24 protein-coding genes and 2 other annotated features are annotated in these 23,782 nt (G+C 42.8%); all 24 genes read right to left on the reverse strand.

From position 1 onward, the window contains the following. Positions 1-46: 46 nt before the first annotated feature. On the reverse strand, positions 47-517 hold the full coding sequence (gene rpsG, locus ACFPA1_RS29275; protein WP_213148274.1) for a 30S ribosomal protein S7: 471 nt from the start codon (positions 515-517) through the stop codon (positions 47-49). A 39-nt stretch (positions 518-556) separates the two neighbouring features. After that, positions 557-979, reverse strand: a complete 423-nt coding sequence (gene rpsL, locus ACFPA1_RS29280) for a 30S ribosomal protein S12 (RefSeq protein WP_213121087.1) — start codon at positions 977-979, stop codon at positions 557-559. A gap of 103 nt (positions 980-1,082) precedes the next feature. Further along, positions 1,083-1,331 carry a 50S ribosomal protein L7ae-like protein gene (locus ACFPA1_RS29285; protein WP_213148275.1) on the reverse strand — a complete coding sequence of 83 codons (249 nt, stop codon included), beginning with the start codon at positions 1,329-1,331 and terminating at the stop codon, positions 1,083-1,085. Between the two features lie 134 nt (positions 1,332-1,465). Continuing rightward, positions 1,466-5,065, reverse strand: a complete 3,600-nt coding sequence (gene rpoC, locus ACFPA1_RS29290) for a DNA-directed RNA polymerase subunit beta' (protein WP_213148276.1) — start codon at positions 5,063-5,065, stop codon at positions 1,466-1,468. Positions 5,066-5,192: 127 nt separating this feature from the next. After that, complete coding sequence (gene rpoB / locus ACFPA1_RS29295; protein WP_213148277.1) at positions 5,193-8,753, reverse strand: DNA-directed RNA polymerase subunit beta; 3,561 nt, start codon at positions 8,751-8,753, stop codon at positions 5,193-5,195. 245 nt (positions 8,754-8,998) lie between these two features. Then, entirely contained in the window at positions 8,999-9,607 is a 609-nt protein-coding gene (locus tag ACFPA1_RS29300) for a class I SAM-dependent methyltransferase (protein ID WP_378588673.1), read from the reverse strand. A 109-nt stretch (positions 9,608-9,716) separates the two neighbouring features. Beyond that, complete coding sequence (gene rplL / locus ACFPA1_RS29305) at positions 9,717-10,079, reverse strand: 50S ribosomal protein L7/L12 (protein ID WP_213148279.1); 363 nt, start codon at positions 10,077-10,079, stop codon at positions 9,717-9,719. Between the two features lie 55 nt (positions 10,080-10,134). Beyond that, entirely contained in the window at positions 10,135-10,635 is a 501-nt protein-coding gene (rplJ, locus tag ACFPA1_RS29310; RefSeq protein ID WP_213148280.1) for a 50S ribosomal protein L10, read from the reverse strand. Positions 10,636-10,668: 33 nt separating this feature from the next. Continuing rightward, positions 10,669-10,813: a sequence feature (ribosomal protein L10 leader region), on the reverse strand. Positions 10,814-10,875: 62 nt separating this feature from the next. Next, positions 10,876-11,574 carry a 50S ribosomal protein L1 gene (gene rplA, locus ACFPA1_RS29315; RefSeq protein ID WP_213148281.1) on the reverse strand — a complete coding sequence of 233 codons (699 nt, stop codon included), beginning with the start codon at positions 11,572-11,574 and terminating at the stop codon, positions 10,876-10,878. Positions 11,575-11,688: 114 nt separating this feature from the next. Beyond that, on the reverse strand, positions 11,689-12,114 hold the full coding sequence (rplK, locus tag ACFPA1_RS29320; protein WP_042453928.1) for a 50S ribosomal protein L11: 426 nt from the start codon (positions 12,112-12,114) through the stop codon (positions 11,689-11,691). A 405-nt stretch (positions 12,115-12,519) separates the two neighbouring features. Continuing rightward, positions 12,520-13,053, reverse strand: coding sequence for a transcription termination/antitermination protein NusG (gene nusG / locus ACFPA1_RS29325; RefSeq protein WP_213148282.1), 534 nt, complete (start codon positions 13,051-13,053; stop codon positions 12,520-12,522). Positions 13,054-13,228: 175 nt separating this feature from the next. Further along, positions 13,229-13,411 carry a preprotein translocase subunit SecE gene (secE, locus tag ACFPA1_RS29330; protein ID WP_213121096.1) on the reverse strand — a complete coding sequence of 61 codons (183 nt, stop codon included), beginning with the start codon at positions 13,409-13,411 and terminating at the stop codon, positions 13,229-13,231. 48 nt (positions 13,412-13,459) lie between these two features. Then, entirely contained in the window at positions 13,460-13,606 is a 147-nt protein-coding gene (rpmG, locus tag ACFPA1_RS29335) for a 50S ribosomal protein L33 (RefSeq protein ID WP_213148283.1), read from the reverse strand. 113 nt (positions 13,607-13,719) lie between these two features. After that, entirely contained in the window at positions 13,720-14,370 is a 651-nt protein-coding gene (gene sigH / locus ACFPA1_RS29340; protein WP_213121098.1) for an RNA polymerase sporulation sigma factor SigH, read from the reverse strand. Between the two features lie 71 nt (positions 14,371-14,441). Continuing rightward, positions 14,442-14,951 carry an NYN domain-containing protein gene (locus ACFPA1_RS29345; protein WP_213148284.1) on the reverse strand — a complete coding sequence of 170 codons (510 nt, stop codon included), beginning with the start codon at positions 14,949-14,951 and terminating at the stop codon, positions 14,442-14,444. A gap of 3 nt (positions 14,952-14,954) precedes the next feature. Then, positions 14,955-15,704, reverse strand: a complete 750-nt coding sequence (gene rlmB / locus ACFPA1_RS29350) for a 23S rRNA (guanosine(2251)-2'-O)-methyltransferase RlmB (protein ID WP_213148285.1) — start codon at positions 15,702-15,704, stop codon at positions 14,955-14,957. Further along, positions 15,701-16,126, reverse strand: coding sequence for a Mini-ribonuclease 3 (locus ACFPA1_RS29355; RefSeq protein ID WP_378588682.1), 426 nt, complete (start codon positions 16,124-16,126; stop codon positions 15,701-15,703). Before ACFPA1_RS29355 ends, rlmB begins: the two co-directional genes overlap by 4 nt. Before the next feature lie 5 nt (positions 16,127-16,131). Beyond that, a complete protein-coding gene (gene cysS / locus ACFPA1_RS29360) occupies positions 16,132-17,529 on the reverse strand; it encodes a cysteine--tRNA ligase (protein ID WP_378588685.1) in 1,398 nt (465 codons plus the stop codon). Then, positions 17,510-18,178, reverse strand: coding sequence for a serine O-acetyltransferase (gene cysE / locus ACFPA1_RS29365; RefSeq protein WP_213148288.1), 669 nt, complete (start codon positions 18,176-18,178; stop codon positions 17,510-17,512). Before cysE ends, cysS begins: the two co-directional genes overlap by 20 nt. 61 nt (positions 18,179-18,239) lie before the next feature. Beyond that, positions 18,240-18,501, reverse strand: a binding site (T-box leader). 43 nt (positions 18,502-18,544) lie between these two features. Beyond that, positions 18,545-20,005: a glutamate--tRNA ligase gene (gltX, locus tag ACFPA1_RS29370; protein WP_378588698.1), complete on the reverse strand. Its 1,461-nt coding sequence runs from the start codon at positions 20,003-20,005 to the stop codon at positions 18,545-18,547. Positions 20,006-20,078: 73 nt separating this feature from the next. Further along, positions 20,079-20,561 (reverse strand): 2-C-methyl-D-erythritol 2,4-cyclodiphosphate synthase, encoded by a 483-nt coding sequence (gene ispF, locus ACFPA1_RS29375; protein WP_213148289.1) that lies wholly within the window; start codon positions 20,559-20,561, stop codon positions 20,079-20,081. Positions 20,562-20,564: 3 nt separating this feature from the next. Continuing rightward, the gene (gene ispD, locus ACFPA1_RS29380; RefSeq protein ID WP_213148290.1) at positions 20,565-21,254 is read right to left on the reverse strand and encodes a 2-C-methyl-D-erythritol 4-phosphate cytidylyltransferase; all 690 of its coding nucleotides are present in this window, start codon (positions 21,252-21,254) and stop codon (positions 20,565-20,567) included. 170 nt (positions 21,255-21,424) lie between these two features. Further along, positions 21,425-22,513, reverse strand: coding sequence for a PIN/TRAM domain-containing protein (locus ACFPA1_RS29385; RefSeq protein ID WP_213148291.1), 1,089 nt, complete (start codon positions 22,511-22,513; stop codon positions 21,425-21,427). A gap of 194 nt (positions 22,514-22,707) precedes the next feature. Continuing rightward, positions 22,708-23,781: a DNA integrity scanning diadenylate cyclase DisA gene (disA, locus tag ACFPA1_RS29390; protein ID WP_213148292.1), complete on the reverse strand. Its 1,074-nt coding sequence runs from the start codon at positions 23,779-23,781 to the stop codon at positions 22,708-22,710. Between the last annotated feature and the right edge of the window lies 1 nt (position 23,782).

The raw sequence follows: 23,782 nt of genomic DNA on the forward strand, positions 1-23,782 counted from the left end.
GGTCTTTCTCCTTCCTAGTAGAAAGTTTTTATATTTGAAGGTTAGATTACCAACGATAGTGAGCAAACGCTTTGTTTGCTTCAGCCATTTTGTGTGTATCTTCACGTTTCTTAACAGATGCACCAGTGTTGTTTGCTGCATCCATGATTTCGTTCGCTAAGCGCTCTTCCATTGTTTTTTCACCGCGAAGACGCGCATAGTTTACCAACCAGCGAAGACCAAGAGTTGTACGGCGGTCAGGACGCACCTCAACTGGAACTTGGTAGTTAGCACCACCGACACGGCGTGCTCTTACTTCTAGAACTGGCATGATATTTTTCATTGCTGCTTCGAATACTTCCATAGGTTCTTTTCCAGAACGCTCACGGATTGTATTAAATGCAGAGTAAAGAATTTCTTGAGATTTACCTCTTTTACCGTCAATCATCATTTTGTTGATAAGACGAGTAACTAATTTTGAATTGTAAAGTGGATCTGGTAACACGTCTCTCTTTGCTACAGGACCTTTACGTGGCATGCTTTTTCCTCCTTTCAAAGAAGCTTCTATTTAGTATGATTATTTCTTAGCTGCTTTTGGTCTCTTAGTACCATATTTTGAGCGGCCTTGCATACGGTTGTTAACTCCAGCTGTATCAAGCGCTCCGCGTACGATGTGATAACGTACCCCTGGTAAGTCTTTTACACGTCCGCCACGGATAAGAACAACACTGTGCTCTTGAAGGTTGTGGCCGATACCAGGAATGTATGCAGTCACCTCGATACCATTTGTCAAGCGTACACGAGCATATTTACGTAACGCTGAGTTTGGTTTCTTTGGAGTCATTGTACCAACACGAGTACATACCCCGCGTTTCTGTGGTGAAGATACATTTGTTTGTGATTTTTTGAAGCTGTTATAACCTTTATTTAGCGCAGGTGATTTTGACTTCTCAGTCGTTGACTGACGTGGCTTGCGCACTAATTGGTTAATTGTAGGCATGTTTTTTTCCTCCCTTCATTAATTGTAAGCCCACACATCCAGGTGGTTCATTTTTTTGCAAAAACAAAGTTTTTGCAGACTACTCTATCTACAAAAACAGTTTTTAACGGATAATTGCAACAGCGGCCGCACCTACTTGAATTCCGCATGCTTTACCAAGCTTTTTCATGGAGTCCACATACAGAACAGGAACTTCTAAGTCTTGGGCTGTTGTGACCACCTGTGCCGTAACTTTTTGGTCAGCATCTGCCGCGATAATCAGCTCTTCGACTTTTCCTTCCTTTAGTGCTTTCACTGCTTGTTTTGTCCCTATAATGAAACTCTTCGCCTGTAATACTTTTTCATAAGACATGATTGCTATCCTCCAAAGTATCAGGTGTATAGGAGCACCTTTGATATAGTAACATCTTAGAAAATAGTTGTCAACAAAACATTTAAATATTTTCTTAAAATAGAGGCTGACGAAGGTCAGCCTCTGACATTTATTTAATCAATTGTTACCGGCTCTTCTGAGGTTGTATCCCGAAGGACTGGCTCTGCTTTGCGGTAGCGCTGCATACCTGTTCCGGCAGGAACCAATTTCCCGATGATAACATTCTCTTTTAAACCAAGTAATTCATCGCGCTTGCCCTTAATTGCTGCATCGGTAAGAACTCTTGTTGTTTCTTGGAATGATGCTGCAGACAAGAATGAATCAGTTTCAAGAGATGCTTTGGTAATACCAAGTAATACAGGACGCCCTGTAGCCGGTATTTTGCCGTTTAGTAAAGCTGATTCATTGGCATCCGTAAACTGGTGAATGTCTAGCAGTGTACCCGGTAATACATCTGTATCCCCAGCCTCACTGACACGCACTTTGCGGAGCATTTGGCGGACCATAACCTCGACGTGCTTATCGCCAATTTCAACACCCTGCATCCGGTAAACCTTTTGCACTTCACGAAGCAGGTATTCCTGAACGGAAATTACATCTTTTACCTTAATCAGTTCTTTTGGATCGATTGACCCTTCGGTTAATTCCTGACCTCGTTCAATCCGGTCTCCGACAGCAACCTTTAGACGGCCAGTATACGGAGCAGTATAACTGCGCTGCTCAACTTCACCTTGAACAACAATTTCGTGCTGGCGGTCGCGGCCTTCGTTAATGCTGATGACCACACCGTCAATTTCTGAAATTACAGCCTGCCCTTTAGGGTTACGCGCTTCGAAAATTTCCTGAATACGCGGCAAACCTTGCGTAATATCGTTACCCGCAACACCGCCGGTATGGAATGTACGCATCGTTAGCTGTGTTCCTGGCTCACCGATAGACTGGGCCGCAATAATACCAACCGCTTCACCCACTTCGACCTCTTGACCAGTCGCTAGGTTACGGCCGTAACATTTTTTACAAACACCATGGCGGGTGTTACATGTAAATGCCGAACGGATTTTAACCTCTTCAATTCCAGCCTCTACAATGACAGTGGCAAGGTCTTCTGTAATTAGGCCATTTTCCGGAACAAGGACTTCCTTTGTTTCAGGATGTTTAATAGGCGTACGTGCATATCGGCCAATTAGACGCTCTTCAAGTGGTTCAATAATCTCTGTACCATCTTTTAAAGCGCTGATAGTAAAGCCGCGGTCTGTTCCACAGTCATCCTCACGAACAATAACATCCTGTGCAACGTCAACGAGACGGCGGGTTAAGTAACCTGAGTCAGCTGTCTTAAGGGCGGTATCGGCAAGACCTTTACGCGCACCGTGAGTAGAGATAAAGTACTCTAATACCGTTAATCCTTCACGGAAACTTGACTTGATTGGTAACTCGATGATACGACCTGCCGGGTTGGCCATCAGACCACGCATACCTGCTAACTGTGTAAAGTTAGACGCATTACCACGGGCACCGGAGTCACTCATCATGAAGATTGGGTTAGTCTTATTCAAGGATTTCATCAATTTACCTTGAATAGTATCCTTCGCCTGGCTCCAAATAGAGATGACACGGTCATAACGCTCATCCTCTGTAATTAAACCACGTCTAAACTGTTTAGTAACATTATCAACCTTAGCCTGCGCATCATGAAGAATTTGCTCTTTCTCTTTAAGTACGACGATATCGGCAACACCAACAGTAATACCGGCTTTAGTTGAATATTTGAAACCTAAATCCTTCATGCGGTCGAGCATTTTGGATGTTTCGGTAATTTTGAAACGCTTGAATACTTCCGCAATGATATTACCAAGAATTTTCTTCTTAAACGGATCAATCAAAGGCATATTTTTAATCTTTTCTTTGATATCCTCGCCTTTTTCGACAAAGTACTTAGCAGGTGTTTCAACCTCTAAATTGTGTTTAGTTGGTTCATTGATATAAGGGAATGATTTTGGAAGAATCTCATTAAACACAAGCTTACCAACGGTTGTGATTAACAGCTTGTTGTTTTGTTCTTCTGTAAAAGTCTCATTTCCTAATTTACCGGCATTAACAGCAACCCTTGTATGCAGGTGAACATAACCGTTTTGATAGGCAAGAAGGGCTTCGTCCGTATCATTAAACACCATGCCCTCACCGACGGCACCTTCTCTTTCAAGAGTTAGATAATAGTTTCCTAATACCATGTCCTGTGAAGGAGTAACAACCGGTTTACCATCTTTCGGGTTAAGAATGTTTTGGGCAGCAAGCATTAAAAGGCGGGCTTCAGCCTGCGCTTCTGAAGAAAGCGGTACGTGCACAGCCATTTGGTCTCCGTCAAAGTCGGCATTGTATGCAGTACATACTAACGGGTGAAGACGAATAGCACGGCCTTCAACGAGCGTAGGTTCAAATGCCTGGATCCCTAAACGGTGAAGCGTAGGGGCACGGTTTAACAGAACCGGATGCTCCTTAATGACATCTTCAAGCACATCCCAAACATCTGGGGACACTCTTTCAATTTTGCGCTTTGCTGATTTAATATTATGGGCTAATCCCTTTTCAACAAGCTCCTTCATCACAAATGGCTTAAATAATTCAAGCGCCATTTCTTTCGGAAGTCCGCATTGATACATTTTTAGATTAGGACCTACGACGATAACCGAACGGCCGGAATAGTCAACACGTTTTCCAAGCAGGTTTTGACGGAAACGCCCTTGCTTACCTTTCAGCATATGGGACAGTGATTTTAACGGACGGTTACCAGGACCTGTAACCGGGCGGCCGCGGCGGCCGTTGTCAATTAAAGCATCGACGGCTTCCTGGAGCATCCGCTTTTCGTTTTGAACGATAATGCTAGGCGCACCCAGGTCTAATAAACGCTTTAAACGATTGTTACGGTTAATCACACGGCGATATAAATCGTTTAAGTCAGAAGTCGCAAATCTTCCGCCATCTAATTGAACCATTGGGCGCAGCTCCGGTGGAATGACCGGAAGAACATCTAATACCATCCAAGATGGCTCGTTCCCGGAATTACGGAATGCTTCGAGAACCTCAAGACGTTTAATCGCACGTGTACGGCGTTGGCCTTGAGCTGTTTTAAGCTCTTCTTTTAAACCATCAACTTCTTTGTCTAAATCGATATCTGACAACAGTTTCTTGATGGCTTCTGCACCCATAGATGCTTGGAATTTATTACCGTACTTTTCACGATAGGCACGATATTCTTTTTCTGATAATAGCTGTTTCTTTTCAAGAGCAGTGTCACCTGATTCTGTCACTACATATGAAGCAAAGTAAATGACTTCTTCAAGCGCCCTTGGAGACATGTCTAAAACAAGCCCCATTCTACTTGGAATGCCTTTAAAATACCAGATATGCGAAACAGGTGCGGCAAGTTCAATATGCCCCATTCGTTCGCGGCGGACCTTTGCACGAGTAACTTCTACACCGCATCGGTCACAGACAACACCTTTATAACGGACACGCTTGTACTTTCCGCAATGACATTCCCAATCCTTTGTCGGACCAAAAATTCTTTCGCAGAATAAACCGTCCTTTTCTGGCTTTAACGTACGATAGTTAATGGTTTCAGGTTTTTTAACCTCACCGAATGACCAAGAGCGGATTTTATCCGGTGATGCAAGACCTATTTTCATGTACTCAAAATTATTAACGTCCAGCAAGGGGCCTACCTCCCTATTTATGTCCAGGTTTTACCCTTATATAAAAGCTTAAAAGCGCACCAAGGAACAGCAATAGCTTGTTCACAGCAGGAGCTATTCTCTTAAGTGCGCTTAAACTAAGAATGGATTACTCTTTTGAACCTACTTTTTCGGATTCAAAGCTTGGTGCGTCAGGAACGATGTTTAATGTGTCGACTTGTTGTATGTCCTCTTCATCTTCCATATCGCGCATTTCAATCTCTTCTTCATCACCGGATAAGATTTTGACATCCATACCCAAGCTTTGAAGTTCTTTGATTAATACCTTAAATGACTCAGGAACGCCCGGTTCTGGAACATTTTCGCCTTTTACAATGGCTTCATATGTTTTAACCCGGCCAACAACGTCATCCGACTTAACCGTAAGAATCTCCTGCAGCGTGTATGCAGCACCATATGCTTCAAGCGCCCATACCTCCATCTCACCGAAACGCTGTCCGCCAAACTGGGCTTTACCGCCAAGCGGCTGCTGTGTAACAAGTGAGTAAGGACCTGTTGAACGTGCATGCAATTTATCGTCAACCATGTGAGCAAGCTTAATCATATACATGACCCCGACTGATACACGGTTATCAAATGGTTCACCCGAACGGCCGTCATAAAGAACCGTTTTGGCATCGCGGGCCATGCCGGCTTCCTCAATCGTTGCCCATACATCTTCCTCACGTGCACCGTCAAAAACTGGCGTTGCAACATGAATACCAAGAGCTCTGGCAGCCATACCTAAGTGAAGCTCAAGAACCTGCCCGATATTCATCCGAGAAGGTACCCCTAATGGATTTAACATAATATCAACCGGTGTGCCATCTGGAAGGAATGGCATATCCTCTTCCGGTAAAATTCTTGAGATAACCCCTTTATTCCCGTGGCGTCCCGCCATTTTATCACCTGCGGAGATTTTCCGCTTTTGAACGATATAGACACGGACTAACTGATTAACGCCTGGAGGCAGTTCATCGCCATCTTCACGGTTAAAGACTTTTACATCCAGAACAATACCGCCTCCGCCGTGTGGAACACGAAGAGAAGTATCACGGACTTCACGAGCCTTTTCACCAAAGATAGCATGTAAGAGACGTTCTTCAGCTGTCAATTCTGTTACCCCTTTTGGTGTAACCTTACCAACTAAAAGGTCTCCGTCTTTTACTTCTGCACCAATGCGGATAATACCGCGCTCATCAAGATTGCGAAGGGCGTCTTCACCCACGTTAGGAATATCACGAGTAATTTCCTCTGGTCCAAGCTTTGTATCACGAGATTCAGATTCATATTCCTCGATATGAATAGAAGTATAGACATCGTCTTTTACAAGACGTTCACTCATGATAATCGCATCTTCATAGTTGTATCCATCCCAATTTATGAATGCAACAAGAACGTTTCTTCCTAAAGCTAATTCGCCAAGCTCCATAGATGGACCATCAGCAAGAATTTCGCCTTTTTTGACACGGTTGCCAACAGCCACAATTGGACGCTGGTTATAGCATGTTCCTTGGTTGGAACGGATAAATTTCAACATCCGGTATTTATCGAGGTCACCTTTAACCTCTTGACCATCTATCTCTTTCACACGACGCACCCATACCTGACGGGCTTCAACGTGTTCCACAATACCATCATGCTTACAAACAACCGCTGCCCCGGAGTCTTTTCCGGAGACATATTCCATGCCGGTACCAACTCTTGGCGCCTCAGGCTGCATCAATGGGACCGCCTGACGCTGCATGTTTGCACCCATCAGTGCACGGTTGGAGTCGTCATTTTCAAGGAACGGAATACATGCCGTTGCAGCAGAAACAACTTGCTTTGGTGATACGTCCATATAATCGACCCGGTCGCGTTTAACAACCGTGTTCTCACCACGGAAGCGGGCAATAACATCTTCATCAAGGAAGGAGCCATCATCACCAAGACGGGCATTCGCCTGAGCGACAACATAATTGTCCTCTTCATCGGCTGTTAAATAATCGATTCGGTCTGTCACATTACCTGTATCAGGATCAACACGGCGGTAAGGTGTTTCTATAAATCCAAAGCGATTAACTTTTGCATAACTTGATAATGAGTTAATCAAGCCAATGTTCGGACCTTCCGGTGTTTCAATCGGACACATCCGGCCATAGTGAGAGTAGTGAACGTCACGAACTTCCATACCGGCACGTTCACGTGTTAAACCACCTGGTCCAAGCGCTGATAAACGACGCTTATGGGTTAATTCCGCAAGCGGGTTTGTCTGATCCATGAACTGTGATAACTGTGAACTTCCGAAGAATTCTTTGATGGAAGCAATAACTGGACGAATATTGATTAACTGCTGCGGCGTTATCGTTGCTGTATCCTGAATGGACATTCTTTCACGAACAACGCGCTCCATCCGGGACAATCCAATTCGGAATTGGTTTTGCAAAAGCTCACCAACTGAACGAAGACGTCTGTTCCCCAAATGGTCGATATCATCTGTATCGCCTACTCCGTGCAGCAAATCAAAGAAGTAGCTGATTGACGCAATAATATCAGCAGGAGTGATATTTTTAATTGGTTCTGCCACATAGGCATTACCTAAGACATTAATAACCTTTTCATTTTCATCGCCAGGAGCGTAAATCTTGATGCCCTGCATAATGATTTCTTCTTCCACTACACCGCCAACAGGGTTGTAGCTTTTGAAATTAATATTTTTCTCAAGCGCAGGCAGGATTCTGTCCAGATTTCTTCTATCCAAAACAGTTCCCTTTTCTGCAATGATTTCACCTGTTTCAGGGTCTGCCAGCGTTTCCGCTAAGCGCTGATTGAATAGGCGGTTTTTAATGTGAAGCTTTTTATTAATTTTATAACGACCTACATTAGCCAGGTCATATCGTTTCGGATCAAAGAAACGAGAAATCAATAAATTCTTCGCATTTTCAACAGTCGGAGGTTCACCTGGACGAAGACGTTCGTAAATCTCAAGTAACGCTTTATCAATACCTTCCGTATTATCTTTTTCAAGCGTGTTGCGGAGATATTCATTATCACCAATCAATTCAAGAATTTCTTGATCAGAGCCGAAACCAAGTGAACGCAAAAGAACCGTAACGGGCAGTTTCCGAGTACGATCGATTCTGACATATACGACATCCTTGGCATCTGTTTCATATTCAAGCCAAGCGCCGCGGTTCGGAATGACAGTAGCTGTGTAGCCCTTTTTTCCGTTTTTATCGGTTTTTCCGCTGAAATAAACGCTCGGTGAGCGCACCAGCTGCGAAACAATAACACGTTCCGCACCATTAATAACAAACGTGCCAGTTTCCGTCATTAACGGAAAGTCACCCATGAATACATCTTGATCCTTTACTTCGCCTGTTTCTTTGTTTACAAGACGTACTTTGACACGCAATGGAGCAGAATATGTAACGTCCCGTTCTTTTGATTCTTCTACAGAATACTTTGGATCGCCAAGACTGTAATCAATAAATTCCAGTGATAAGTTACCTGTAAAATCTTCAATCGGTGAAATATCCTGGAACATTTCACGCAATCCCTCATCAAGAAACCACTGATAAGAAGAGGTTTGGATTTCAATAAGGTTTGGTAACTCTAAAACTTCACTGATTCGTGCGTAACTCCTCCGCTTCCGGTGGCGTCCATACTGAACTAGTTGACCTGTCAACTGATTCACCCCTCAAATCAAGCGTAATTTAAAAATCTATGCACATCTTTTGAGCAGTGCTTTAAAGCCCTATCCAAAAGACAAAAAGAAAAAGGGTTTTTTCCCAAAAACCACATTTTCACATTTTGACTATTATTTTGTCATCATTTCCTTTTTATCCCTATTTTATACAAGCAAAATGTATTTATAGGAATAATTCGGTAAATATTATGATGGCATTTTATAATGCTATCACAACGACACTATCAAGTCAACTGTTTTTTAGCCTTTATGATGAAATATCCTTTTGATTTGTCAATTACTTCAGCATTAGAAAACAGTTCTTTCATTTTCTCCATCGCCGAGGGAGCACCCTGCTTCTTTTGAATGACTACCCATAATTCGCCGCGGGCAGCAAGACGCTCATAAGCTTGTTCAAAAATATCATGAACAGTCTTTTTTCCGGCACGAATGGGGGGATTAGTTAAAATAGCGGAAAAGGAATCTTCCTTTACACTAAGCAGCCGGTCACTTTCATAGATTTTTACATTCTCAATTTTGTTGAGAACGGCATTTTCCCTCGCCAATTCAAGAGCCCGTTCATTCACATCTACCATATGAATGATCCGATCTGGGTTGGCCTTTGCAATAGATAAACCAATGGGGCCATATCCGCAGCCAACATCGAGAATAGGACCGTTTATTTCCGGAATCGTATAAGATTCAATTAATAGACGTGAGCCAAAATCTACCTCTCTTTTTGAAAAAACTCCGTTATCCGTTTTAAACCGAAATTGATGGTTTCTTAAGGTGAAGTCCCAATATTTCGGGTCACTTTCAACCTTTTGGGAACGAGAATAGTAGTGTTCAGTCAAACGACTCACCTCCCGAGGATATAGGATAGAAGATAATGAGGCACCAGGACCTTTTTAAGATAGCCAAAAAAAGCCCGCTTATGCAGCGGACTTCTTTATAGTGTTAAGATTACTTAACTTCAACGTTAGCTCCAACTTCATCAAGCTTAGCTTTGATTGCTTCAGCTTCTTCTTTAGCAACGCCTTCTTTAACAGGCTTTGGAGTGTTGTCAACAAGGTCTTTTGCTTCTTTAAGTCCAAGACCAGTGATTTCACGAACAACTTTGATAACTTTGATTTTTTGATCGCCAGCAGAAGCTAGGATTACATCAAACTCAGTTTGCTCTTCAACAGCAGCAGCACCTGCGCCGCCAACCATTGCTACAGGAGCAGCAGCAGTTACGCCGAATTCTTCTTCGATTGCTTTTACAAGATCGTTAAGTTCTAAAACAGTCATAGATTTAACTGCTTCAATGATTTGTTCTTTAGTCATTTTAATTTTCCTCCTTAATTTTCATTCCGTTATTGGTTAAGCGATAAGTTTTAACTTACGCGCCTTGTTCTTCTTTTTGATCTGCAACTGCTTTTGTTGCAAGAGCAAGGTTGCGGATTGGTGCTTGAAGCACGCTGAGTAACATAGAAAGCAAGCCTTCGCGTGAAGGAAGTTCAGCAAGAGCTTTAACCTCTTCAACAGTTGCGACGTTACCTTCGATAACACCCGCTTTTAATTCTAACGCTTCGTTCTTTTTAGCAAAATCGTTTAAGATTTTCGCTGGTGCTACTACATCTTCAGTACTGAACGCGATTGCGTTAGGACCTGTTAATGCATCGTTTAAGCCAGCAAGACCTGCTTCTTCAGCCGCACGGCGAGTCATAGAGTTTTTATAAACCTTGAACTCAACGCCAGCTTCGCGAAGTTGTTTACGAAGTTCAGTCACTTGACCAACTGTAAGGCCACGGTAGTCAACAACAATTGTTGATACGCTAGCTTTTAGTTTTCCAGCAATTTCTTCGACAACCTGTTTTTTAGCTTCGATTGCACTGCTCATCTTAACACCTCCTGTAGAATGTCTACATTTATACCGGTCAGTAAAATGCCTCTATATCATAATTTAGACATAGAGGCAGCATAATCAGCTAAAAAGATAGCTTAATTTATCGCATAACCTCGGCAGGATTATTAAGCACATAAGCCCCTGCTGTCTACGGTACAAATGTTTGTTATATTAAACAACAAAATTGATTATATAAAATCTAATTTCGATTGTCAATTGGAAAAATTAGTTACCTTATCTTGCTGCAACAGTAGAAGGATCTACCTTGATTCCAGGTCCCATTGTTGAAGTAACAGTTACGTTCTTCATGTAAGTACCTTTAGCAGCAGATGGCTTTACTTTTAACATTGTTTCGAACACAGTAGTGAAGTTCTCAACAAGCTTTTCGTTATCGAAAGAAGATTTACCGATAGGCACGTGGATATTTCCAGCTTTGTCAACACGGTATTCAACTTTACCTGCTTTAATTTCATTGATTGCTTTTGTTACATCAAATGTAACTGTGCCTGTTTTAGGGTTTGGCATTAAGCCTTTAGGTCCTAAAGTACGACCTAATTTACCAACTTCACCCATCATGTCAGGTGTTGCTACGATTACATCGAACTCGAACCAACCTTGTTGGATTTTGTTGATGTATTCTGCATCGCCAACATAATCAGCGCCAGCTGCTTCTGCTTCTTTCACTTTTTCACCCTTCGCGAATACTAATACGCGTTGAGTTTTACCAGTTCCGTTTGGAAGCACAACTGCTCCACGAATTTGCTGGTCAGCTTTCTTAGGGTCAACACCTAAGCGGAAAGCAACTTCAAGAGTTGCGTCGAATTTCGCAATATTTGTTTGCTTAGCAAGTTCAATTGCTTCTGCAATTGGGTAAGCTTTTGAGCGATCTACAAGCTTAGCAGCTTCTAGGTACTTCTTACCTTTTTTAGCCATTTTTACTTCCTCCTAAATTGTGGTTTTAACGTCGTATAACTCCCACGAAAAAGGTTGCGAGTATTTTAAAACTGCGCAACCCCTTCATTACAACATAACAGTTACTTACATGGATTAGTCTTCGATAACGATACCCATGCTGCGTGCAGTACCTTCAACCATGCGCATTGCTGCTTCAACGCTAGCTGCGTTTAGGTCAGGCATTTTTTGTTCCGCAATCTCGCGTACTTTATCACGCTTTACTGTTGCTACTTTATTACGGTTAGGCTGGCCTGAACCAGACTGGATTCCAGCTGCTACTTTCAAAAGAACGGCAGCAGGAGGAGTTTTCGTAATAAATGTAAATGAACGGTCTTCAAACACCGTGATTTCAACAGGAATAATCAATCCAGCTTGATCTGCTGTACGAGCGTTAAATTCCTTACAGAATCCCATGATGTTAACACCGGCTTGACCTAGTGCAGGACCAACTGGCGGCGCAGGATTTGCTTTACCAGCAGGGATTTGTAATTTAACAACTTTAATTACTTTTTTAGCCACGAGACACACCTCCTTAAAGTCCGTGATGTGGTTAATAGGGTATTAACCCTCCCACTCATCTGAAGTCTTTATATGAATACAAAGAGCTTGACAAAAGTCTTGTCCAAGGAGTTTTCCTTAGACATACTGACCTATGAAATATTATCATTTTTTAAAACTGATTTCAAGTTTTTTTACAATATCAGATAATATTTCTTTAAAATTGGCCAATTTACCCTCTAAAAAGGGCTGTTGATTTGCGCTCCAGGGGCTCGCTTTCCGCGGGCGGTTCGGGGAGCCTCCTCGGCGCCTTTAGCGCCTGTGGGGTCTCCCCTGCCCCGTACTCCCGCAGGAGTCTCGCCCCTTCCGCTCCAATCAACAGGTTAGCAAAACTATGTCATCAACTTTGCTAACAATCAATATTAATTAAAGCTTATCAATTTGTGTGAATTCAAGTTCTACTGGGGTGTCGCGGCCGAACATGTTGACTAGTACTTTAAGCTTGGCTTTGTCCTTGTCCATTTCTTCGACGACTCCTGTGAAGTTGGCGAATGGGCCTTCTTTAACTTTGACGGTTTCGCCGATTTCGTAGTTAACGTCAATACGCTTTTCTTCTACGCCCATACGTTTCAGCAAACCGGTCACTTCTTCCGGAAGCAGCGGAGTCGGCTTTGAACCTGATCCAGCAGAACCAACGAACCCTGTTACACCTGGTGTATTCCGTACGACATACCAAGAATCGTCGGTCATCACAAGCTCAACCAACACATATCCAGGGAACACCTTACGTTTGACAACCTTTTTCTTACCGTTTTTAATTTCTGTTTCTTCTTCTTCCGGAACTACGACACGAAAGATTTTATCTGACATGCCCATGGATTCCACACGTTTTTCTAAATTAGCCTTTACCTTATTCTCATAGCCTGAGTAAGTATGAACAACATACCAATTCTTTTCCATTTAAGAGGACTTGTGCGTCCGTCCCTCCCTAATTTAAATTCAACTATTTTTTTTGACTGTCTAGCTTCAGCGCCTAGGCGCTTCCGCTTTTCTGAACAAATTAAAAAACCCGCTAATGACGGGTTTTTTGCTAAAAATTCCTTGTGTTTTCCATTATACCATGAAGTACAAGTTATTATTCAAGAATTAACCGAATCAATTTTGAAATTCCCAAATCTAAAACAGCAAAGAAAACGGCAAAAAAAGCAACAGTTGTTATAACAGTTACAGTAGAGCGAGTCAGTTCTCCGCGTTTTGGCCAGCTGACTTTTCTCATTTCACGAACTACGTCACTGAAGAAATTCTTTATGCGAGACATTTAGTAACCCCCAACTATCGTAAATAGCAATGCTAGAATGTTAATCTGTTATTTTGTTTCACGATGAACAGTATGCACACCACAGGTTTTACAATATTTATTTAATTCCAATCTCTCTGTTTGTGTATCCTTGCTGACGGTGGAATAATTTCTTGAACCGCAGATTGTGCAGGCAAGAACTCTTTTTTTACTCATCCTTAGGCACCCTCTTTATATCCCTAAAAATGTATCATGACCCCTATTTATTGTCAATAACATTCGACAGGAGATTCGGTGAACTGACATAAATCTGTGAGCGCATACAAAACTTACAGGGAAAACTCGCGAAACTCCAGGTACCGCTCTAGCTTTCTTTTTACACGCTGCAAGGCATTATCAATCGATTTCACATGACGGTTAAGTTCTTCAGAAATTTCCTGGTACGATTGCCCATCCAAGTACAGGGCCAATACCTTTCGTTCTAAATCACTTAACAATTCCGTCATTTTTACTTCTATATGGTCAAACTCTTCCTGGTTAATGATTAGCTCTTCCGGGTCAAGAACCTTTGCACCCGATAATACATCCATCAACGTCCGGTCTGATTCTTCATCGTAAATAGGCTTGTCCAATGAAACATAGGAATTTAACGGAATATGCTTCTGCCTCGTTGCCGTTTTGATGGCTGTGATGATTTGCCTTGTGATGCACAACTCAGCGAATGCTTTGAAGGAGGTTAGCTTGTCCTCCCTAAAATCGCGGATCGCCTTATACAGACCAATCATTCCTTCTTGAACAATATCTTCCTTATCCGCGCCAATTAAAAAATAGGATCTTGCTTTCGCACGTACAAAATTTCGATACTTATGGATTAAAAAATCCAAAGCTTCGCTGTCGCCTTGGTGAACCAAATCGACAATTTCCTCGTCTTCCATTACGAAAAACTGCTCGTTAACATTTGTCCCGAAGTCCGCACTCAACTTAAGATCCCCTCCACCGAACAAGCATAGATAGTATTATTATACATTAGAAATTTTTTGAAGTCGATAGCTCACTTCTGTCCACGGCGCCATTTTTCAAAAATTTCTGCCATTTCTTCGCTAATCGGTATTTTGTAGAAAGGTTTTTTCTCTTGAATTTTTTTTACCTTTTTCTCAATTCCTTTTTCAATGGAGGACATTTCTATTTCTAATTCACGGGCTGATTTTCTTAAAGCACCCTGTCCAAAAATTTGCCATTGCTCTGTAAAATCAGAAGTGGCCACGTGAACCTGTGTTCTTCGATTACTCAGGCTGATCGCCATTTTTTCAATCCGTTCATCCGCTGATTCATTTTCCTTCGTAAAAATGACTTCAACCTTGTGATTCTCATACTTTTTTTCCGTTCCTTTTACATAATGAGCATCAAAGACAACGATTACCCGAAAGCCGGAAAAGGCCTGATACTCGGCCATCTTTTCCACCAATCGGTCCCTTGCTGCCGGAAGATCCCGGTCTTTTAATGCTTTAAGCTCCGGCCAAGCCCCGATAATGTTATAGCCATCGACTAGCAGGATATCCATATACTATCCCTCTAAGGTGTGCCGTTTCCGGTATACCTCATACATCAGCAGTGCCGCCGCAACAGAAGCATTTAAGGATGTAACATGACCCGCCATTGGCAGATGAATGAGAAAATCACACTTATCACGGATTAACCTCCCCATTCCTTTTCCTTCGCTGCCAATCACAAGGCCAAGCGGAAGCGTTCCGTCCATTTGCCGGTAATCCTGTTTTCCCTTCGCATCTGTCCCGGCAATCCAGACTCCCCGTTCCTTCAGATCATCTATAGTACGCGCCATGTTTGTTACCCGGACAACCGGTATATATTCAATGGCTCCTGTCGAAGCTTTGGCGACCGTTGCCGTTAAGCCAACTGCCCTTCGCTTTGGAATGATGATCCCGTGCGCTCCGACTGCATCTGCAGTTCTCATGATCGAGCCGAGGTTATGAGGATCCTCAATCTCATCCAGCAGTAAAAAGAAAGGAGGTTCGTTGTTCTTTTCTGCCGCCGCAAACAAATCATCCAATTCGGCATACTGATAGGCTGCGACATAGGCAAGGACACCTTGATGGTTCTGGTCAGTAATCTGGTCGATTTTTTTCTTTGGTACTAATTGCACGAGGACATTTCCTTCTTTGGCCAATTGGGTAATCTGCTGCATTTGCCCGCGCTGTGACCCTTCTGCAATTAAAATTTTATTGATATCCCGTTTTGATTTTAGCGCCTCAATCACCGGATTTTTACCCACGATGTATTCCTGTTCCTGATTCATGTTGACGTTCCTCCTTTCTTATTTTCCACATAGAAAAACGACTGGCGGACGAGTTCTTCTAGGCGGTCCTTCCTTCCCATTAAATATAAATAGCCGATTAACGCTTCAAAGGCAGTGCTGTATCGGTAGGTTTGAACATCGGTATTTTTCGGGACAGTTCCTGATTTCGCATTTCTGCCGCGCATAACAACCGCCATCTCCTCCTCTAGCAATAGCCCTTCATCCATCATTTGAAAAAGAACCTGGCATTGCGCTTTTGCAGAAACATACCTCGTCCCTTCTCTGTGCAGCTGATGGGGCCGGACCCGCCCGCTGAACAAGAGGTGACGCCTTACATATGTTTCATAGACAGCGTCACCCATGTAAGCAAGTGCGAGACTATTCAATTGGCTGGCATCGACTGTTTTATCGTAATCAAGCATTTAAATTAGCCTCTTTTCCACCTTGTACCTTGTGGGGTATCCTCTAAAATGATATTCATTTCCTTTAACTGGTCACGAATTTGGTCAGCCAATTGGAAGTTACGGTCCTTTCTGGCCTGAATCCGCTGTTCAATTAGGGCATCAATTTCTTCATCCAGTAACTCTTCTTGTTCAAAAGTCAGGCCAAGAACAGCAAACAGCTCTTCGAATTGCGCTGTAAACGCATCAATGACTTCTGCTGCTGTATTTTTTTCCATGAGATAATAATTTGCCAGTTTCGAAAGCTCAAATAAAACAGAAATGGCCTTGGCTGTATTAAAATCATCGTCCATCGCTTCGATAAATTCATCACGATGTCTGCTGATTTTATCAAGCCATTCTTGATTATTATCCGGCAAATTTGCGCTTGCCTCCCGGCGATGCTTTAAATTTTGGTAAGAGGTGGTTAACCTGTCAAGGGCTGCCGTTGTGCTCTCCAATAACTCCTGACTGTAATTGATTGGATTGCGGTAGTGAACGGACAGCATAAAGAATCGTAACACCTGCGGGTTTATTTGCTTAATAATGTCATGGACCAGCACAAAGTTGCCAAGGGACTTTGACATTTTTTCATTATCAATATTAATATAGCCATTATGCATCCAATAGCGGGAAAAGGTTTTTCCGCTTAACGCCTCGGATTGGGCAATTTCATTTTCATGGTGCGGGAAGGTTAAATCCTGTCCGCCAGCGTGGATATCAATGGTCTCACCAAGATATTTTTTCGCCATCGCCGAGCATTCGATATGCCAGCCCGGTCTTCCCGGACCCCACGGGCTCTCCCAGAAAATTTCCCCTTCCTTGGCTGCTTTCCATAAAGCAAAGTCCAGGTTATCTTCTTTTTTCTCGCCTACTTCAATTCTAGCTCCAGCCTGCAGTTCATCAATTGGCTGGTGGGAAAGCTTGCCGTACTCCTCAAAGTGGCGCGTCCGGTAATAAACATCCCCCTCAGACTCATAGGCGTAGCCCTTCTCAATTAATTGGCTGATAAAGTCGATAATGATGTCCATGTTTTCCATGACACGCGGATGGACATCTGCCTTTTTGCAGCCTAGTGCCATAACATCTTCAAAATAGGCCTCGATAAACCGATTCGCAATCGTTGGAACATCTTCTCCGAGCTGATTGGCAGCGCGGATCAATTTATCATCGACATCCGTAAAGTTGGATACATATTTGACGTCGTAACCGCGGTATTCTAAATAACGGCGGACCGTATCAAATACAATTGCCGGGCGCGCATTTCCGATATGGATATAATTATAGACAGTTGGCCCGCAAACATACATTTTGACCTTGCCTTCTTCAAGCGGTACAAAGGTCTCTTTCTTGCGGGTAAGTGTATTATACAGTTGAATGGCCATTAACTTTTGTCCTTTCCTCTTTTAATTCTGCCAGTTCCTTTTTCATTTGATCCAGTTCCATTTGCAAATCTTTAAAGCGATCCGCAACCGGGTCTGGCAAATCGGAATGGTTTAAATCTTTCCCAACTCGAATGCCGTCCTTCATGACGACTCTTCCCGGAATTCCCACGACCGTGGAGTTCGGCGGAACTTCCTTTAAAACTACCGATCCGCCGCCGATTTTGGAATTTTCGCCGATTGTTATCGAGCCTAAAACCTTGGCACCAGTGGAGATGAGTACATTATCCTTAATAGTCGGATGACGCTTTCCTTTTTCTTTCCCTGTACCGCCTAGTGTGACCCCTTGATAAATCGTAACATTATCGCCAATTTCACAGGTTTCCCCCACAACAACGCCCATTCCATGGTCGATAAAAAATCTTCTGCCTATTTTTGCCCCTGGATGAATTTCAATTCCTGTGAAGAAGCGGCTTACTTGTGAAATAACTCGAGCAATGAAAAACAATTTTCTCTTATAGAACCCATGCGCCAAACGGTGCGCCCAAATGGCATGCAGACCTGAATAAGTTAGAATTACTTCCAAATAGCTTCTTGCTGCCGGATCCTGGTCAAATATTACATCAATATCCTCCTTCAATGTTTTGAACATTGATACTCCCCCCTTTGTTTTATACCCCTTTTTATAAAATAAAAAACGCCTCTGTCGTAAAGACAGAGACGCTTGATTTTAACGTGGTTCCACTCTGATTAGGTCACAATGAATACAGACACAAAAACTGTGTGCGCATTAATATGGCCTCACTCTACCTGTTAACGGAAAGGTTCCGCCCAAATCTACTCCAGAGGCAATCTGTTTCGAAGTGGGGCTCCGAGGTGCATTTTCAAAAAATGAGCGGCTTAAACCACTTTCAGCCGGTGATGGTTCTCTCTTTCAAGCATCATTTTTCTACTTTTCCTCATCAAAGCTTTAGCTCGTTTTATAATACTTATACTATATTACATTTTTTCTTGAATGTTAACTAATAATTTGCTTAATTCTATTTTGAACTTTCTCGCGGCCTAAAAGTTCAATCGATTTTGGCAGGTCTGGTCCATGGGTTTGCCCCGTCACAGCAGCCCGAATCGGCATAAACAAGTTTTTCCCCTTTTGCCCTGTTGATTTTTGGACAGCCTTCATCGCGGCCTGGATGCCTTCTGCCTGGAAGCTTTCAAGCTGATCAAGCTCCTGTGAGAAAGCCTTTAACACCTCTGGAACTTGTTCTCCGCCCAGTACTTCCTTCGCTTCTTCTTCATAGTCTGCCTCGTCCTTAAAGAACATATCCGAAAGCTCGACGATTTCCGCGCCAAAGCTCATTTTTTCCTGAAGGAGAGAAACCAAAGTGCGGACCCATTGTTGTTCTTCCTCTGACAGGTTCTCGCTAACACGTCCGGCCTTGATTAAATGCGGCAGGGAAAGTTCCACTACCCGCTCTAGCTCTACTTTTTTCATATATTGATTGTTCATCCAAGCAAGCTTTTGTTTATCAAATAATGCCGGTGATTTGGACAGTCGCTGCGCATCAAAGATTTGAATAAATTCTTCTTGCGCGAAAATCTCCTCTTCCCCTGCAGGAGACCAGCCGAGCAAGGCAATAAAGTTAAATAATGCTTCTGGCAGATAACCTAATTCCTCGTATTGCTCGATAAATTGAATGATGGACTCGTCCCGCTTGCTCAATTTCTTCCGGCTTTCATTGACAATCAACGTCATATGTCCGAAAATTGGCGGCTCCCAGCCTAATGCTTCGTATACCACCAGTTGCTTTGGCGTATTGGAGATATGGTCATCGCCGCGCAGAACATGCGAGATTTCCATGAGACGGTCATCGATAGCAACCGCAAAGTTATAGGTTGGCGTGCCATCCTTCTTAACCATTACCCAGTCTCCGCCAATCGTATCTGATTCAAAGGATACAGTTCCTTTAACCATGTCATCAAAGGTATACGTCTTTCCTTCAGGAACAAGAATACGGATGCTTGGCTTGCGGCCTTCTGCCTCCAAACGGGCGCGGTCTTCCGGAGTTAAGTGCCGGCACTTTCCGGAGTAATGGGCGGTTTCACCACGGGCAATTTGCTCTTCCCGTTCTTTCTCCAATTCTTCTTCGGTACAGTAGCATTTATAAGCCTTTCCATTCTCTAAGAGCTGCTTATAGTAGGTTGCATAAATATCATTTCTTTCCGATTGGCGGTACGGACCGTATTCACCACCGACATCGACACTTTCATCCCAGTCCATTCCAAGCCATTTTAAATATTTTAATTGGCTTTGCTCGCCGCCTTCAATATTACGTTTCTTATCGGTATCCTCAATCCGGATAATAAACTTTCCGCCTTTATTGCGGGCAAATAAATAATTAAACAGTGCCGTACGGGCATTCCCGATATGTAAATGTCCGGTTGGACTTGGAGCGTACCTTACTCTAATCTCATTTGACATCATAATGCCTCCACTTTTTCCATTTGGTTCTCATACCGATATATTTTATCACTTGGCAGAACCTCAATAAAGTCTAAACCCCAACCTTTTTTAACAAAACAACTGCCTGGGCCGCAATCCCTTCGCCTCTGCCAGGAAACCCGAGCTTTTCAGTTGTGGTTGCTTTCACATTAACCTGCTCCGGAGATGCCTCGAGAAGCTCGGCAATCCGCGCCTGCATCTCGCCAATGTAGGGAGCCATCTTTGGTTTTTGGGCAATGATTGTACAATCAGCATTAACAAGCTCATATCCTTTTTCTTTCACGATTCCCCAGACACGCTCCATCAGCTTAGCCGAATCAGCGTCCTTAAAGTTTGGGTCGGTATCAGGAAAATGCCTTCCGATATCGCCTTCGCCAATTGCCCCTAAACAGGCATCGGAAACGGTATGTAATAATACGTCGGCATCGGAATGCCCCAACAGCCCTTTTTCATATGGAATCGTGATACCACCAATAATCAGAGGGCGTCCCTCGGTTAATTGATGAACATCAAAGCCCTGGCCAATTCGAAACATAATTCAAACTCCTTTAAGTCTCTTTTTTAAAATCGCTTCTGCAAAAAATAAATCCTCTGGTGTTGTAATTTTGATATTATCATAATCGCCTTCCACCATCGCCACTGGATGTCCCAATCTTTCTACCAAACTGGCATCATCAGTGCCGAGAAAGCTGTCTCTTTCTGCTTTTTCATAAGCCTGATGGAGGAGGGAAATGCGAAAAGCCTGCGGGGTATGCACTGCCCACAAGCTCGAACGTTCCACAGTCTCTGTTACAGTACCGCCCATGACTTTTTTCATCGTATCTTTTGCAGGCACGCCAATAATGGCAGCACCATTCTCCTCTGTTACTCCCGTTAAACGGAGGATATGCTCTTTTTTGATAAACGGTCTGGCAGCATCATGAACAAGAATTATCCCATCGGTCTTGATGGTTTTTAACGCATTATAAATGCTGTGCTGGCGTTCAGAACCGCCCGGAACCATACTGACGGACTTTTTGATATGATGTTTATTGATTAAATCCGTGAATTCCTTTTCATCCTGCGGATTTACCGCTAAAATAATGGCCTCGCAATCCTCATCATCCGCAAAAACTTTAAGTGTATGAATGAGGATTGGCACACCCTCAAGTTCAAGCAAAAGCTTGTTTTTCCCCGCCCCCATTCGTTTTCCGGAACCGGCGGCAGGGAGAATGACTTTGTAAGTCATAAAATAACCCCTATTCTACTTGTCCAGCTCCAGCGCACAGCGACTAGTGTCCTTCGCTCTTCTCCCTACGATAAGTCAACATCGAATCGCTTACGCTCTTCGTGTTTCCTTTATCTCAGTCGAGTCGCTCCAGGCCATACGTCGCTAAACGTGCGCTTCCGCTTTTCTGTCTATAATGCTTTTTCTAAAAGTTTCGGTTTGGCAAAAATCATTCTACCGGCAGATGTCTGCAGGACGCTCGTTACGAGAACATCAATTCGTTTGCCGATATATTCTCTTCCTTCTTCCACGACAATCATCGTCCCGTCATCCAAATAGGCAACACCTTGATGATATTCCTTACCATCCTTGATTACTTGAACAGTTAATTCCTCACCTGGAAGAACGACAGGCTTCACAGCATTTGCCAGATCATTGATATTCAAAACGGAGACATTTTGGAATTCACAAACCTTATTTAAGTTAAAATCATTCGTCACAAGAATTCCGTTCGTTATTTTCGCCAGCTTAACGAGCTTCGAGTCGACTTCCTGAATTTCTTCAAAATCTCCCTCGTAAATCTCTACTTTTACAGCCAGCTCCTTTTGGATTCTATTTAAGATATCTAATCCTCGTCTGCCGCGATTGCGTTTCAACACGTCAGAAGAGTCCGCAATATGCTGCAATTCCTCAAGCACAAATTGGGGAATAACAATCGTCCCATCCAAGAATCCCGTTTGGCAAATATCAGCTACGCGTCCATCAATAATGACGCTTGTATCCAATATTTTTAAAGATTTAAACTCCGCCTTATCTGTTTCCTCTTCAGCGGTCTTTTTCTTGCCGCTGCCTCGGCCAAACAAACCGAGAAGTTCATCGCGTTTTTTAAATCCCACCTGGAATCCTAAATACCCAAATAACAAGGTCAATAGAATCGGGGCCACTTCATTTAAGATTGGTACTTGTACGGCATTTAGGGCAAAGCCGATCAAGAAGGCAACCAACAAGCCAAATATTAGGCCAATACTTCCAAATAAAACATCTGTAACAGGAATCTTTACTAATGAATCTTCCGCCCATTTAATAAAATTAATAACGTAATCTACTGCCCAAAAGGTTATAAGATAAAAAATAATAGCACCTAAAATAGCAGTGACATAGGAATTATTGATAAGTTGGCTATCATTTAGATGAAGTAGAACAAGTAATTGCGGCAAAAACAAAATTCCAAGCGTTCCCCCAGTAATGAGAAAGCACGCCTGCACAATTCGTTTTAACATTCCTTCACCTCCTCTTTTTCATTATAAACACATTAGGAAAATTGAAACGTTGCAAGTAAGATTATTTTTCCAAATTGTGTTGATTTTGAAACAAATTTGTTACGTTAAAATCTAGGGTAGCATCGAAAAATGGGAGTGTCAAATAAATGAAAAACATTTATTTTAACATAGCCTTTTAGATTTTTTCAATAGTTTTATAGATGACGATCCGTATATAATCGCTCTTTAATTAATTTGAAGCCCTCTTTGATTTTATTCGCACGTATTTCCCCTATTCCCTCGACGTCATCAAGGTCTTCAACTGTTGCAGTCAGAATATTTGTCAGATTTCCAAAGTTATTGATAAGATTTTCGATGATGACACCAGGAAGCCTGGGAATTTTATTAAGAATCCGGTATCCGCACGGATTTCGGTATTCATCGAGGTGAACATAGCCGAGGTACCCCAATAGCCTTAACAAAACCATGTCGTCTATGGTCCCGCTCGCTGTCATTGTCTGCATCCGCTGCAGGACTTCGTTTGGTTTTACCTCTCTATCAAACGCATAGTCCTTCATAATCAGCATCATTTCTTCTTCCAGTTCTGTCAATATTTCATTCATCTGCAGCCGAATCAGCCTGCCTTCAGTCCCCAGTTCATACAGGAACCCCAGCAGTTCATTTTTAATCTTTAAGACCATTTCGAAGCGGTGGAGGACAAGCAGAAAATCATTATACGTAACAGAATCCTCAAATTCTAAAATACTTAAATTTGTAATGCTTTGCTCCAGGACGGATTTATATTTTTCCAGAGTTTGAATGGCCTGATTCGCCTTTGTTAAAATGACAGCTATGTCCTTGAGGGCATAACGAAAATTCCCCTGATACAAAGTAATAACATTTCTTCTTTGGGAAATTGCAATCACAAGCGCTTTTGTCTGCTTGGCGACCCGTTCGGCTGTTCTGTGCCGCATCCCCGTTTCCGTAGAGGCGATATCAGTATCCGGGGCAAGCTGGGCGTTAGCAATCAAAATTTTATTTCCGGTTTCATTTAAGATGATTGCCCCGTCCATTTTCGCCAATTCATATAAAAAGCTTGGTGAAAAGGAACAATTAATTTCAAATCCCCCGTCGACTATCGCTTTTACTTTTTCGTTATAGCCAATCACAATCAAGCCTCCGGTATTGGCCCGTAAAACATTATCAAGCCCTTCTCGAATAGGGGTACCCGGTGCAATTAACTGTACTACATCATGAATGGATAGTTCCCCTGACCTTTTATTGTCCATC

Source organism: Neobacillus sp. GCM10023253 (genome assembly GCF_042653105.1).
GTDB lineage: Bacteria > Bacillota > Bacilli > Bacillales > Cytobacillaceae > Neobacillus > Neobacillus citreus.